This window comes from Myxococcus sp. AB025B, from assembly GCF_006518215.1.
In the GTDB taxonomy this organism is placed as follows: domain Bacteria; phylum Myxococcota; class Myxococcia; order Myxococcales; family Myxococcaceae; genus Myxococcus; species Myxococcus fulvus.
This window is the reverse complement of the sequence record NZ_SRLW01000262.1, coordinates 1-14,079: the sequence shown is the minus strand read 5'-3', so window position 1 is coordinate 14,079 and position 14,079 is coordinate 1. Positions and strand designations below refer to the sequence as shown.

11 protein-coding genes are annotated in these 14,079 nt (G+C 70.1%); 2 read left to right on the top strand and 9 right to left on the bottom strand.

The features are described from left to right. Positions 1-175: 175 nt before the first annotated feature. The 4 genes from FL311_RS32680 to FL311_RS32665 all read right to left on the bottom strand — a co-directional run bounded on the left by FL311_RS32680 (position 176) and on the right by FL311_RS32665 (position 7,574). The gene (locus FL311_RS32680) at positions 176-712 is read right to left on the bottom strand and encodes a DUF4833 domain-containing protein (RefSeq protein ID WP_141331406.1); all 537 of its coding nucleotides are present in this window, start codon (positions 710-712) and stop codon (positions 176-178) included. Positions 713-991: 279 nt separating this feature from the next. Beyond that, on the bottom strand, positions 992-2,593 hold the full coding sequence (locus FL311_RS32675; protein ID WP_141331404.1) for a hypothetical protein: 1,602 nt from the start codon (positions 2,591-2,593) through the stop codon (positions 992-994). Positions 2,594-2,795: 202 nt separating this feature from the next. After that, entirely contained in the window at positions 2,796-5,891 is a 3,096-nt protein-coding gene (locus tag FL311_RS32670; RefSeq protein WP_141331402.1) for an amino acid adenylation domain-containing protein, read from the bottom strand. A gap of 174 nt (positions 5,892-6,065) precedes the next feature. After that, positions 6,066-7,574, bottom strand: coding sequence for a hypothetical protein (locus FL311_RS32665; RefSeq protein ID WP_141331400.1), 1,509 nt, complete (start codon positions 7,572-7,574; stop codon positions 6,066-6,068). Between the two features lie 321 nt (positions 7,575-7,895). Here FL311_RS32665 and FL311_RS32660 point away from each other — a divergent pair, with 321 nt between their 5' ends. Beyond that, the gene (locus FL311_RS32660; RefSeq protein ID WP_174816766.1) at positions 7,896-8,117 is read left to right on the top strand and encodes a DUF3185 family protein; all 222 of its coding nucleotides are present in this window, start codon (positions 7,896-7,898) and stop codon (positions 8,115-8,117) included. 422 nt (positions 8,118-8,539) lie between these two features. Here the strand turns inward: FL311_RS32660 and FL311_RS32655 are convergent, their stop codons facing one another. The 5 genes from FL311_RS32655 to FL311_RS32635 form a co-directional block, all read right to left on the bottom strand. Further along, positions 8,540-9,616, bottom strand: coding sequence for an aquaporin (locus tag FL311_RS32655; RefSeq protein ID WP_141331398.1), 1,077 nt, complete (start codon positions 9,614-9,616; stop codon positions 8,540-8,542). 82 nt (positions 9,617-9,698) lie between these two features. Next, positions 9,699-10,442 carry a head GIN domain-containing protein gene (locus FL311_RS32650; protein WP_141331396.1) on the bottom strand — a complete coding sequence of 248 codons (744 nt, stop codon included), beginning with the start codon at positions 10,440-10,442 and terminating at the stop codon, positions 9,699-9,701. A gap of 94 nt (positions 10,443-10,536) precedes the next feature. Continuing rightward, positions 10,537-11,385: an S-formylglutathione hydrolase gene (gene fghA, locus FL311_RS32645; protein WP_141331408.1), complete on the bottom strand. Its 849-nt coding sequence runs from the start codon at positions 11,383-11,385 to the stop codon at positions 10,537-10,539. Next, positions 11,385-12,497: an S-(hydroxymethyl)glutathione dehydrogenase/class III alcohol dehydrogenase gene (locus FL311_RS32640; RefSeq protein WP_046713461.1), complete on the bottom strand. Its 1,113-nt coding sequence runs from the start codon at positions 12,495-12,497 to the stop codon at positions 11,385-11,387. The genes fghA and FL311_RS32640 overlap by 1 nt, the downstream gene beginning before the upstream one ends. A 175-nt stretch (positions 12,498-12,672) precedes the next feature. Next, positions 12,673-13,461, bottom strand: a complete 789-nt coding sequence (locus FL311_RS32635; RefSeq protein WP_141331394.1) for a tetratricopeptide repeat protein — start codon at positions 13,459-13,461, stop codon at positions 12,673-12,675. Between the two features lie 284 nt (positions 13,462-13,745). On the opposite strand from FL311_RS32635, the gene FL311_RS32630 reads away from it, so the two are divergent. Continuing rightward, a partial coding sequence (locus FL311_RS32630; protein ID WP_194869453.1) for a PhoD-like phosphatase N-terminal domain-containing protein occupies positions 13,746-14,079 on the top strand: 334 nt, incomplete at its 3' end.

Here is a 14,079-nt window from a genome sequence, read left to right as displayed (position 1 = left end):
GGGGAGGGGCGAGCGACGGGGGCCGACGACACTGGTCATGCGGGCATTATCGGCAACGACGCGTCACAGGTTGTCCCGTCTCCGTGTCTTTTTTGATGACGCCGGAAAACTGGGGATTTCCCGGCGATATTGACGTCTTTTCCAGGGCTTGGCGGCGCCCTGGAGCCCCGGAGGTTCAGTTCCGGAGGAGCTCGGTCTGCGTCCGGCCGTCGGCGCCGAGGCCATCCAGGCGGACGAAGTCGACGGAGAAGGGCCAGGACGTCTTCACGAAGATGTGGAGCAGCTGGGCGGGGCCGGCGCTGAACTTCGTCCAGGCCTGCACGGCGCAGCCGCCGCCCTGGGCCTGGGTGGTGGTGAGGTCGATGGGGCGATCCGCGAAGGCACGCAGGCGGATGCGGACGCGGCCCCCGTCGGGTGTGAGCTCCACCTGCTGCGTGTCCTCCAGGCCGTAGGCGGGTTGCTCGACGCCAAGCAGGTCCTCCACCTCCGACTCACCACGCTCCAGCATGCGCCAGTACACGCGCACGGGCTTGTTCCCCACCGGATGGCAGGCCTCGTCGAGCCGCACGGCGTAGTGGACCTGGTTGCGGTTCTCGCTCCGGGTGAGGAAGAAGGCGGAAGGCTCCTGGGGCGACGGCTCCGCGAAGGCCAGCGAGGGGATGAGCGCCAGCGCGGCGGTGACGACGGTCCTGAACCAGGTGTTGCGGTGCACGACGATTCCCCCCTTCACGGCGAAGTGACGCGGGCGGCGATGCTGGGAAGGTAAACACCCCAGGCGCCGACAGCTGTCACCCGGCCCGAGCCCTGCGGCCGGGCGGTGCCTAGCATGGAAGGCGGCCCAGGTCTGCTTTCACACGTGCCCGGGTGTCCTGGGGTGGGCGCCCGCCGCGTGGCCTGACTTAACCCCGGCCCCTGGCGGCCGCATGACGAACCGCCAGGGAGGGCTGGACCCAGGGCCCGGGCGGTGCGTGCCCCAGGCCCGGGTGGTGCATCACGGCGTGGTGAAGAAGGAGCTGATGGCCTCGGCGCTGTGGAAGGGCAGCTTCTCGAGCGACGTGAAGGGCTCGCTCAGGTCGAACCCGGGCGACATGATGGAGGCCACGCGCAGGTAGTAGATGCTGTCGGGCTGCAGCGTGCCCGGGGGCAGGCGGACCCGGGTGGTGGAGCCCGGGGCGTAGATGCTGCCGGCGGGCATCAGGAAGCGCAGCTGGGCGTCGTAGCGGTAGAGCGTCACGCGGTAGGCGTGGGGCGTGCCGAGCGTGGGCGGCGTCCAGGCGAGGACGGGGCTGTTGGTGCCCACCTCGCGCTGCACGTTCGCGGGGACGCCGTCGATGGTCAGCGAGCGGGGCGGGGACACCTGCGGCTGCACGGGGCCGGCGATGAGGTTGTCGAACACGTCGTACGAGTAGAGGCGACCCGACAGATACATGGAGACACCCGAGTCATCCGGCACCGGAGACAGGACGCGGAACGGATAGCTGTGGATGCCGACGAGGCCCCAGCTGGACGGGAAGGGATTGCCGAACTTCAGGCGACTGGTGAAGTTGAACGACGCGTTCCGGGGGAGGAACAGGTTGAGCAGCTCACCGGAGTAGCCCACCCAGCGCCCGCCGGTGTTGTGCGCGTTGGGGAGGACCTCGAAGAGGGGCGTGGAGCCGGTGGCCTGCGGGTGCACGTCCGTGGCGAACTGGGTGTACGCGGGCAGGCGCCACTCGATGGGGAACTCGCGCATCGGCGTGGGCTGCAGGTAGCCCGTCACGGGCAGCGGGGTGATGCCGTCCGGCACGTAGTCGAACGCGCCCATCTGCACGGAGCGCTCCACCGCGGCGTAGCCCAGCGCCGTCCCGTCCGGCGCCGTGCCGGCGCTGAACTGGCTGAGCTGATTGACATACATCCGGTCGCCCTTGGAGGCGTCGAAGGTGGGCAGGTTGTAGCCGCTGCTCAGGCCGAGGTCGGCCTGGTTGGTGAGCAGCGTCGTCTGGCCATCGGGAATCTGGTCGAAGACGTTCACGTAGCCGAACAGGTCCACCTCACCTGAGGTGAGCTGGAGGCTGGAGCCGGGCTGCTGGCTGCTCCAGGTGTTCTGCCACGGCGCCAGGTTGAGCAGGTTGAGCTGCAGCGTGGTGAGGTAGCTGTTCGAGTACTCGGCGTCCATCCGCCCCAGGCGGTTGCGGCCGAGGTCGATGTGGCGCGCGTCGGTGATGACGTGCGTGGCGCCGGTGCGCAGGTAGAACGGGCCGGAGGGCACGCCATTGAAGCGCCAGCCGCCCGGCACCGCGGAGCCGAGGATGAGCTGGAAGGTGGAGCCCTGCTGCACGAGGATTTCGGGCGGGTTGGCGGACAGGTCATTGACCTGCTCGGCGATGCCCACCGACGTGTAGAAGCGCGTGGTGTCGGTCACCAGTACCGCGTCGGGCGAGGGGCCCGCGTCGGGAGTGGGGCCGCCATCGGTGGGGGAGGCGTTCTCCGTCCCCGGGTCGATGTTCGCCTGCCCATCATTCAGTTCCTGCTCCTGTCCGGGGGCTGCGCCACATCCGACCAACCAGACCACGCACGCCGAGCCGAGTACCGCGGAGAAACGAGACCGCTTCACGAAGACCTCCTGATGGAAATGCCGCGGTCACAATACGCGCGGGCACCTCGGCTCTGGCTGTCTTGGCGAATCAATCCCTCACCGCGAAATCATCCGCGTGTGTTTTGCGCAATCCGGGCGCGTCGGGTGTGGTGCTTGCGGAGGTCTGCCCGGAGGTCGAAACGGCGGCTCCCCGCGACCTCACGGGGAGCCGTGGCGCGCCTCAACGCGTGGGGAGCAGATCTTTCTTGCGCCAGTCCTCGAGGTAGAGCGACATCAGCTCGCGGTCCAGGGGGCGGAATTCGAGGCCGAGTCCGGAGAGGGTCTCGCGGGTGTTCCGGGCGTCGTAGACGGGCATGCCCTCGTAGACCTCCCAGCGCGTCGAGCCGCCGCCATAGACCTGCTCGTGGAGCATGGGCACCAGGGCGCAGAGCGGGTTCTGGGCCGCGCGAGGGTCCTTCATGAGGCGGTCCACCCATTCCTCGTAGGGGACGCGGCTGAGCGGCTGCCCGCAGTCGGCGAGCAGGGCGTAGAGCGCGTCCATGTCGATGGAGTCGCGAGGGGAGGGCGGCACCAGGTGATAGGCCTTGCCGATGGCGCCCTCGCGCGAGGCGATGCCGAGCAGCGCGCCGCTGACGAAGTCCACGGGCACCATCTCCTTGCGCTGGCGCGGGAGGATGGGGCAACCGCCAATCTGGATGCAGCCGCGCACGAAGCGCGCGACGAAGTCGTCCGGGTTCCCGACGCCCGTGCGGGTGTCTCCCATGATGAAGCCCGAGCGGTAGATGTTCACCGCCAGCCCGCGCTCGATGGCCTCCCACACGCGCTTCTCGGCCACCCACTTGCTGGCCGCGTACCCCAAGTCGTAGCGCAGGCAGTCGAGGTGCTTGTCCAGCTCCTCGTCCTCGCGCAGGACCTGGGTGCCGTTGAAGTAACCGGTGGGGCCGAACACGGCGATGGTGGACACGTAGTGCACGGGCGTGGGCCCCAGCGCGGCCAGCCGCAGCACCTCCGTGGTGCCCTCGACGTTGACGGCCTTGTGCGCCTCGTAGGGCTGCACGTAGTTCACGTGCGCGCCGACGTGGAGGATGGCCTCCGCCCGCTCGACGATGGACTGTCGTTGCCCGGCGCCCAGGCCCAGGCGGGGGGCGCCGAGGTCCCCGAGCACCGGCTCGATGCGAGGCGCGAAGGAGTCCTCCCACAGGTCGTACTTCTCCAGGGCCCGGCGGACGCGAGCGAGCGCTGTCTCCGCGTCCCTCGCGCGAACCAGGCAGGCCACCTGCGCCTTCGTCGTCCGCATCAGGTCGCGGAGCATGAAGGCGCCGAGGAAGCCCGTGACGCCCGTGAGGAAGACGCAGCGCATGTCCTCCAGCGCGCGTCCCTTCGTCACCGGCCTGCCCGCGGCGGGTGCGATGTCCTCGGGCAGGCGCGCGTCCTCGCGCCAGGCGTCGGGCCCCGCGATGGCGCGGCCCTCGTCCTGCACACCCGCCAGCGCCTGTCGCACCGCTTCGATGAAGTCCCCCAGCGTCCGTGCCTCATGGAGGGCGTGTGCGGAGAGACCCACGCCGAACTTCTCGCGCAGCCGCAGCGTCAGGCGTCCCGTCATCAGGGAGTTGCCGCCCAGGCGCACGAAGTCATCGCCAGGGGACGCGGTCTCCACGCCGAGCAGCTCGGTCCAGATGTCACTCACGCCCGCGACGACGGGGTCCTCCAGCGGGGGTGTGCTCTGTGCGGGCACCGCTCCGGCTCCTGGCGACACGGGGCGGGGCAGCGCCGCGCGGTCGACCTTTCCATTCGCGGTGACGGGGAGCCGCTCCAGCAGGACGAAGCGAGACGGCACCATGGGCTCCGACAGCCTGTCGCGCAGGAAGTCGCGGAGGGCGTCCTCGAGGCCCGGGCCGGTGTCCTTGGGTACGACGAAAGCCGCCAGCGACTTCTCGCCATCGGGTCTCTCCTGGAGTGTCACCACGGCGTCCCAGACGAGCCCGCTCCGCAGGAGCGTCTTGGAGACCTCGTCCAGCTCGATGCGATGACCGCGAATCTTCACCTGGTGGTCGGCCCGGCCCAGGTACTCCAGCGTCCCGTTCTCGCGCCACCGCGCCAGGTCTCCGGTGCGGTAGATGCGCAGCGCCTTTCCGTCCTTCAGTCCGGGCACCGTGGGGAAGCGCTCCGCGGTGAGCTCCGGCTGGTGGAGATAGCCGCGCGCGAGGCCCTCTCCCGCCAGGCACAGCTCTCCCATCTGGCCCGGTGCGACGGGGCGCAGGTCCCCGTCGAGCAGGAACACCTCGGTGCGCGCGATGGGCTTCCCGATGGGGATGGAGCCGCTCAAGGCATCCTGGAGGCGGGCCTCGTGGGCGGTCGCGTAGATGGACACCTCCGTGGGGCCGTAGCCGTTGACGAGCCGCTCGGGAGGGTGGCTCTCCAGTACCGCGCGGAAGAGGCGGGGATTGGCGCGCTCTCCCCCCACGACCACCAGCCGAAGCCCGCCGAAGGCATCCGGACAGGCCTGGGCCACCAGGTTGAAGAGGGCGGTGGCGATGGTCATCACGTCGACGCGCATGTCGCGCAGGGCCTGGCGGAAGGCCTGGGCATCCAGGAGCGTCGCCTTGGAGATCACCACGAGCGCGGCCCCGTTGAGCAGCGCGCCCCAGATTTCATAGAGGGAGATGTCGAACGCGTGGCTGGTGAGCTGCGCGACGCGCTCCCCGGGACGGATGCCGAGGATGGGATTGTCGATGACCAGTCGGCGGATGCCCTTCGCGAGGACCTCGATGCCCTTGGGACGTCCCGTCGTCCCGGACGTGTACATGATGTACGTCCGTCGCTCCGGGGTGTCGCGCGGACCGGTGAAGGTCTCGGGCTCGCGCGCCACGTGGTCCGCGTCACGTTCCAGGCAAAGGCAGCTCAATCCAGCCCGGGCGCAATGCGTCTCTTCCGTCAGGGTCTCGGTGAGGAGGACCTTCGTTCCGGAGTTTTCCAGGATGTATGCGATTCTCTCGCGAGGGTGCTGGAGGTCCAGCGGGACGTGAGAGGCGCCCAGCTTGGCGAGGGCCACATGGGCCACGATGGCTTCGATGCCTCGCCGCATGGCCACGGCGACAGGCGTCTCCTCTCCCACGCCTCGGTGGCGCAGCGCGTTCGCGAGCTGATTGGCCCGGCGGTCCAGCGCGTCATAGGTGACGCGCTTGACGCCCCAGTGGATGGCGACGGCGCCGGGCTGGAGGTGGACCTGGGCCTGCCACAGGTCCGCGAGCCCTGCCTGAGACGGAGGACGCCTTGGAGGAACGCTGCTTTTCGATGGGGATTCGTTGATGTGCATGCTCGTCGCGCGCTCCTCATGGATGTGTCGGGTGGGGTGTTTGACATTTGTTTAATGTCAATTGGGCGTTTGTCGATGAAATTCCTTGCATGTCTTGCGTCTGGAGGTGGCGGGTGGCGCCTGCGGGCATCCGGGGTGCCCGCAGCGCCTGCTCATGCGGGCCTGAGGCCTGCGTCAGGTGTCGTCGCAGTCTTGAAGCGGGATGAACCACACCTGGAAGGAGCCGGTGTCATCCATGGCGCGGAAATAGATGCGGTCGCCGACGCGGGTGAAGCCCTCCGGGAGTGAGCTCTCGCCGCGTGTCGCGATGTCCGCCAGGGGAAGGCTGGAGGCGACGGTGCCGTGGGTGAACCAGGGCTCCAGCCCTTCGCCCGGCGCCGAGGCGGCGAAGAGGGCGGCGCCCTGGCCCAACGGGAACAGGGGCGAGGCGTACTCGTCACCCAGGCTGAGCGCTGCCGACAAGGCGGAGGTGCCCGCGGTGGTGCCGTCGGAGGTCCAGAGTGTCGCGGCGCGCGGTGCGGGCCCGGGGCTCGCGATGGCCACGGAGAAGAAGAGCCGCTCTCCCGAGACCGTGTATTGTTGCAGATAAGGGTAGGCCGCCTCCTCGCCCGCATAGGGGTTGGGGAGGGTGACGACCGCGGCCTTCCCGCCGCCACGCAACGACAGTCGCTGGATGCGCATCCGCATGCTCGTGGCGTCGACCGAGGCCAGGTAGGCATTGCCTTTCAAGGCGCCGAGCAGGGTGACACCCTTGCCGAAGGCATCCACCCGCCGGGTCCCCGTCGCCGTGCCATCCGTCCTCCACACCTCCGTGTTCGCTCCGTCCACGAACAGGAACAGCCCCACGTCACCGGTCTGTCCCGTGCCGGTGATGGGCACTTGCTGGGCATCGACCTTCTTGACGAGGGCCGTGCCGGCGGCGGTGCCGTCCGTGCGCCACAGGGACGTGCCCTGCGCCGCCGAGGACAGGAAGAAGAGCTGGTAGGGGCCCACGCGCAGCGACATGTTCCCGAGCGTCGACTCCGGACCGAAGCGCGCGAAGCGCAGCGTACCCTCGGGCGTTCCATCCGTGTGCCACAGCTCCAGCTCCGGTGCTCCGGGCGTGGGGCTCCATTGGCGCATGAAGGTGAGCTTCCCATTCTGGGCCGCGACGAAGGCGAGGTGCGTGCCTTCAGGGCCTGGAGTCAAATCCCTGACCAGGTGGGTGCCCGCCTCGGTGCCATCGCTGACCCACAGCTCGCGTCCCGTCGCGGGCTGGTCGAGAAGGAAGAACACCCGAGGGCCCACGGGTATCAGGTTGCGCAGGGCGGGGATTCCCACCGATGCCGCGGGGAAGGACTTCACCCGGGTCGTCCCCACCGGCGTGCCATTGCTGCGCCAGAGGGCGGCGCTTCCGTCGAACAGGTTGGTGGCGAAGTAGAGCGCGCCTTCGACATCGGCGAACCACTCGGGGAAGGGGCCGTTGAGCGTGGCGCCGGAGCCAGGGGGGATGACGACCGCGAGGCGCGCGGGGAGGCCCGGGCAGACCTGCTCCGTGAGCGCCTTTGGCGCCGAGGCTCCCTGGACGCTTGCCGTGGAGCGGGTGGGGGGCGCGACGCCCGCGCCTCGAAGCTCCAGTCGGGTGGGGCCCCCGCAGCCGGCGAGCACCAAGCCCATCAGCACACACACATGTCTTGCTTGCATGTCCCTCTCCTCCGTGGCGACAACCGACGGAGGATGGGATGAGCGGAAGGGGTTCCCCTATCCGCCAGCGAGGCGAGCCCCTATTCAGGGACGGACAGGCGCCCTCCCAGGATGACGACACCCGGATGGCGGGCGTCGCTGACGTCGAATCGAAGCACAGGGCATGGCGATATCGCCATGGAGTTGTTTTTGAATCCCGATGACTGATTCGTGGCGCCGTGGCGCGAGGTTCCTGGGCCCGGGGGGGAAGGGGGGCTTCTGAGTTCCCCTCGGCGCGTCACCGGGCGCTATAACGCTGCCTGGACAGCTCGAGGAGAACTCGTGGGAATCATCCGGCTCGTGGGAGTGATGCTCGCCGTCGCGGGCGGCGTGTTGCTGTGGACGGGGCTCAATGCGCGGGAGTCGCTCACCGAGCGAGCCACCCAGGCCTTCACCGGCAAGTACACGGAGCAGACCACGCTGTACCTGGCGGGCGGGGGCGCCGCGCTCGCGGGAGGCCTCCTGCTGGTGCTGTTCGGCGGCGGTCGCGGCAAGCGTCGCTAGTCGGCACGCGCGGGGGCTGGCTTCTCGCGCCGTCCCGGCGCGAGCGGGTGTCGCCCCTGCTGAGTCGCTCGCGGGCGCGGGTGTTGCTTCGTCCGGGTCGCGCGCTGGCGCGGGCGCTTCCTCGTCCGGGTCGCGCGCTGGCGCGGGCGCTTCCTCGTCCGGGTCGCGCGCTGGCGCGGGCGTTTCCTCGTCCGGGTCGCGCGCTGGCGCGGGCGCTTCCTCGTCCGGGTCGCGCGCTGGCGCGGGTGCTTCCTCGTCCGGGTCGCGCGCTGGCGCGGGAGTTTCCTCGTCCGGGTCGCGCGCTGGCGCGGGAGTTTCCTCGTCCGGCTCACTCGCGGGCGCAGGTGTTGCCCATCGCCCCCGCTGTGCGCTACCCGGAAGCAGTCTGCCTCCCGGCCGCGCGTCAGCGCGCGAGCAGTTGCTCAGGTAGGGCGCACCGGCGCCTCGTGCGCGGGGTCGCCGACGGCGTGCAATCGGGACCATCCTCGCTCCCGGAGCAGCCGGTGGATGGGCTCACGCAGCGAGGCTCGCCGTCGCTGCTCCGCGTCCGGCGTCCCCTCTCCGCTCGAGGGCACTCGCCAGACGGCGGCGCCCTCTCCGGAGGGAGGCGCTTCTCCCTCCAGCACGAGCCGGATGACCATCGGCGGAGGCCCCAGGGCGTCCACGGCGCCGGTCCCCATGTCCAGCGTGGCATGCGCCCGGTCCGGTGCGCACAGGCCGTTGAACACGGCGACGGCCTGCTCGGCCACCGCGCGGTGGGAGCACTCGAAGATGACGCGCCACGGGCGGTGTGTGGGCGTCGCCGTCGGCGTCATCAGCCACCGGAACAGGAACACCGCGAGCGTCGCGCCGAGCAGCTGCGCGGCCACGAAGGACTCGACATCCATCGCGTGCAGCGCGCTGGCGCGGGTGCTCACCGCCCGGGCGAGGATGAGCGCCGGGTTCGCCAGCGAGCGCGAGTCGGTGAACCACACCGTGGCCGCGGCATACCCGGCCACGACGAAGTGGGTGGCGGAGGGCCGGGTGCGCACGCAGCCGCGCACCACGATGAGCAGGCCGAACGTCGCCACCAGCTCCGTGAGGAACTGCGCCGAGCTGGCCGAGGGCGTCCGCGTGGCGATGAGCAGCGGCTCCCCGCACATGAGGTGGGCCACCAGCCGTCCCGCGAGCCCTCCGCCCAGCTGGGCCAGCACGTAGCGCGGCACGTCCCGCCACGGAGTGCCGTCCTCGAGCGCGTCCGCGAAGGTGAGGGCGGGGTTGAAGTGCGCGCCGGACAGCGGCTGGAGCACCCAGGTGAGGCACGCGAGCACGACGCCGGCCGCCAGGGACATGAAGAGGCGGTTGTCGGTGGCGCTCACGCCCAGGTGCTCGGCGCCGTGGTGCGCGCCCTCCAGGGCCACCACGAGCAGTCCGCAGCCGAGCGCTTCGACGGCGAGCCGTCGGGGGCGATTGAGCCGCCCGGCGCTGGCGGAGGTCGTGGATGCATCGGCGCTCGTCATCGCGGGGCCCTCCTGCGGCGCTCCCACCCTATGCCTGGGGGAAAGGGCCGTCAAAGCCGACGCGAGCGCCTGCCCGGCGCGACTATTCGAACGTCAGCGAGGAGCCACCGGACAGGTCCTCCTTCAGCATCTCGGGGCGGCCGAAGACGCGCACGTGGCTGCCACCCGAGGCGCTCACTCGCAAGGTGTCGGACACTCGCAGCGAGGCCATGCCGCCGCCGCTGGACTCCAGCGCCGCCTCCCGCGACGCGAGCTTTGCCGCATACACCTCGCTCCCACCCGACAGGTCCAGCCTCATCCGGCGCGCCTCACCCTCCAGGAGCGCATACGCGCCTCCGCTCAGGGAGAGCGCCACCGACTCCGCGCGCAGCTCACGCACCAGGACCGCGCCGCCGCCGCTGGCGGACACGCTGAAGTGATTCGCGTCGACGTGGCCCGTCACGTCCGTGCGCCCGCCACCCGAGCGCTCCAGCGCCTCCAGGCTCGGCACCACCACCTCGACGCGCAGCGGATTGGGCGAGTCCCAGCCCACCGAACCGTGCCCGCCGAAGTGCACCCGCAGTCGGTCCCCGTCATGGTCCGTCCGCATGCGGGCGACGAGGTTGTCATCGCCGATGATGAGGACCGAGTGGGGCCGCGTCGGGTCCACCTGGACGTGCGCGGGGATGCCGTCCTCCACCTCCAGCCGGTCGAACACGGGCGTGGTCCGCGACTCCTCAATCGAATGCCCGCTGCCCTCCAGGTGGTGTCCGAAGCCACAGCCCGACAACCACGCCGCCGCCAGCAGCGCGAGCCCCGCGCCTTGCTCCCGTGCTCCCAGTCGCATCGTCCCGCTCCCGTGTCCGACAGGTCCGGGCACTGGAACACCGCGGGGGCCGGGATGTGTCACCCGGGCCCCCACGGAGTGCGCGAAAGGGGGCCTACGCGTTCAGCGCCGCGGCGTGGTGCCGCAGGTGGTCCTCCATGAACGTGGAGACGAAGTAGTAGCCGTGGTCGTACCCCTCGTGGATGCGCAGGGTGAGCGGCTGTCCCGTGGCGGCGCAGGCCTCGCGCAGCAGCTCCGGCTTGAGCTGCTCCTGGAGGAACTTGTCGCCCGTGCCCTGGTCCACCAGCAGCGTGGGCAGGTGCTGCTTCGCGGCGCGGATCAGCTCCGTGGCGTCATACGCGCGCCACGCCTGGGTGTCCTCGCCCAAGTAGCCCTTGAAGGCCTTCTGTCCCCACGGCACGCGCATGGGCGCGACGATGGGGGCGAACGCGGACACGGAGCGGTAGCGCCCGGGCTGCCGCAGCGCCGACACGAGCGCGCCATGGCCTCCCATGGAGTGGCCGAAGATGCCCTCCCGGTCCTCGCGGGCGGGGAAGTGGCGGGCGATGAGCGCGGGCAGCTCCTTCGTGACGTACGTGCCCATGCGGTAGCGCGCGGACCACGGCGCCTGGGTGGCGTCCAGGTAGAAGCCCGCACCCACGCCGAAGTCCCAGGACGTGTCCTCGCCCGGATACCCCGCGCCCCGAGGGCTGGTGTCCGGCGCCACCAGCATCACCCCCAGCTGTGCCGCCACACGCTGCGCGCCGCCCTTCGTCAGGAAGGTCTCCTCCGTGCACGTGAGGCCCGCGAGGTAGTAGAGCACCGGCACCTTGCGCTCCCGCGCCTGCGGCGGGACGAAGATGCCGAAGCGCATCTCGCCCCCGCACGCCTCGGACACGTGCTTGTAGAAGCCCTGCGTGCCGTCGAAGCAGCGGTGCTGGCTGATGAGCGTGGGGGCAGCCATCATGAGTACTTCACCACGCTGCGGATGGACTCGCCCTTGTGCATCAGGTCGAAGCCCTGGTTGATGTCCTCCAGCTTCAGCGTGTGGGTGATGAGGTCGTCGACGTTGATCTTCCCGTTCATGTACCAGTCGACGATCTGCGGCACGTCCGTGCGGCCGCGCGCGCCGCCGAAGGCGCTGCCCTTCCACACGCGCCCGGTGACGAGCTGGAACGGCCGCGTCTTGATCTCCTGCCCCGCGCCCGCCACGCCGATGACGATGCTCTCACCCCAGCCGCGGTGGCAGCACTCGAGCGCCTGGCGCATCGTGTTCACGTTGCCGATGCACTCGAAGCTGTAGTCCGCGCCGCCGTTGGTCAGGTTGACCAGGTACGGCACCAGGTCGCCCTCGACCTCCTTCGGGTTGACGAAGTGGGTGAGGCCGAACTTCTCCGCCATGGCCTTGCGCGCCGGGTTGATGTCCACGCCGACGATCTGGTCCGCGCCCACCATGCGGGCCGCCTGCACCACGTTGAGGCCGATGCCGCCCAGGCCGAAGACGACGACGCGCGCGCCGGCCTCCACCTTGGCCGTGTACACGACGGCGCCGATGCCCGTCGTCACGCCGCAGCCGATGTAGCAGACCTTGTCGAACGGGGCGTCCTCGCGAATCTTCGCGACGGCGATCTCCGGCAGCACCGTGTACTGCGCGAAGGTGGACGTGCCCATGTAGTGGTGCACGGCCTGCTTGCCCAGGCGGAAGCGGCTGGTGCCGTCCGGCATCAGGCCCTTGCCCTGCGTGGCGCGGATGGCCGTACACAGGTTCGTCTTGCGCGACAGGCACGACTTACACTGCCGGCACTCGGGCGTGTAGAGCGGGATGACGTGGTCGCCCTTGCGCACCGACGTCACGCCCGGGCCCACGTCCACCACCACGCCCGCGCCCTCGTGACCGAGGATGGCGGGGAAGAGCCCCTCCGGGTCCGCTCCGGAGAGCGTGAACTGGTCCGTGTGGCAGATGCCGGTGGCCTTCAGCTCCACGAGCACCTCGCCCGCCTTGGGTCCCTCCAGGTGCACCGTCTCGATGACCAACGGCTTGCCTGCCTCGAGCGCCACCGCCGCGCGCACGTCCATACACGAGCCTCCCTGTGAGAAATGAAGGGCGGGAGCGTAATGCGCGGCGGGCGGGTGTCGCACGACGGATTCGCTCGCTGATGCCTGGCGGACGCTTCCGGGGCTTATCGACAAATGAAGAAGGGCCTGGAGCCGACGCGCGGTTCCAGGCCCTTCGGGCAAGGCAGGGGAGGGACTACGGCGTGCCGGCCGCGGCCTGGGCCTTGGCGGCCTTCTGCGCCTCGCTGAACTTCTTGGTCATCTCCGCGAACTGACCCTGGTACTCGTCCATCTTCTTCTGGTGCTCGGCGGCGCGGGCGTTGGCCTCGTCGACGATGGTCTTGTCCTTGGCGTTCTCGGCGGCCTCGGACAGCGCCATGTCCTTCTGCTGCCGCTCGTACTCCATGAGGCGGCCCATCACGACGCGCTTGTTGAGGTACGTGTTGGCGGAGTTCGGGTTGATGGCGATGACCTGGTCATAGATGCTCAGCGACTTCTCCAGGTCCGCCTTGACGATGGGGGCCGACATGGAGCGCGCGCCGCCCTTCTGGGCGTAGATCTCCGCGATCCACCCGAGGGACGCCTCGTCCTTGGGCTCGATCTTGAGCGCCTCGTTGAAGTACTTCTCCGCGTCCTCCAGCGTGCCGCCCTTCATGTGCATGCTGGCCAGGGTGCGGTAGGTCTCGGCCTTGTCCGCGGGGGTGGTCTTCATCTCGAGGATCTTCAGGACGGCCTCGCTGGCCTTGTCCATCTGTCCGAGCTCGAGGTGGGCGAAGGCCTTCTTCTCCCAGACCTTCTCCTGCTTGGGGTCCGCCTGGAGCGACAGGGCGTAGGCCTCGGTGGCCTCCTTGTACTCCTTCTTCGCCAGGTGGTTGGTGCCCTTGACGCGGTGCTGCTTGGCGACGTCGTTCTCCTCGCTACAGGCCACGGTGCCACCCAGTGCGAGAACTCCGACCATCAGACCGACTCGTGCCAGTCGCTTCATGTGTGTGAACCTCTCGAGCGGGCCTGGGGAGTCGACCCCGGCCCAGTCCATCCTGCTGTTCGCTCAGCGTGGGACCCGCCCTCACGCGGATCCGGAATCAGGGGCGAGCATACCCGAAGTCACGGCCCCGCCACCCAGGAGCAGCGCGCGCCTGCCTCCCTGCCTTCCGGCCACCCCCTCCTGGGGCCCGGTCCACCCGACGTGGGGGCGCCTGTGGACACCCGGGGTGTGGGGGCGCTGCTAGGGTGCGGCCCCGTGTTTCCCCCCGTCGGAACTCTCGCGCCATGACCGTCCTCACCCGACGTACCGTCCTCCAGGGGCTCGCCGTCACCGCCGCGGGCTGTGCCTCGACGCGCCCCCTCGTCGCGCCGCGCTCCGGGCCGTCGTTGCCCCTGGGCGCGCAGCTGGGCGACGTGCGCACCGGGGCCGTCAGTGTCTGGGGCAAGGCGGAGCGGGCCTCCCGGCTCGTGGTGGAGTGGAGCGAGGACTCGCGCTTCGCCCGGGGCGTCCACCGGGTCGAGGGTGGACGGCTCACTGCCGAGACGGACTTCACCGGCGTGGTGGACCTCACGGGCCTGCCTCCGGGGCGCGAGCTCTTCGTGCGGGTGCTCGCGGAGG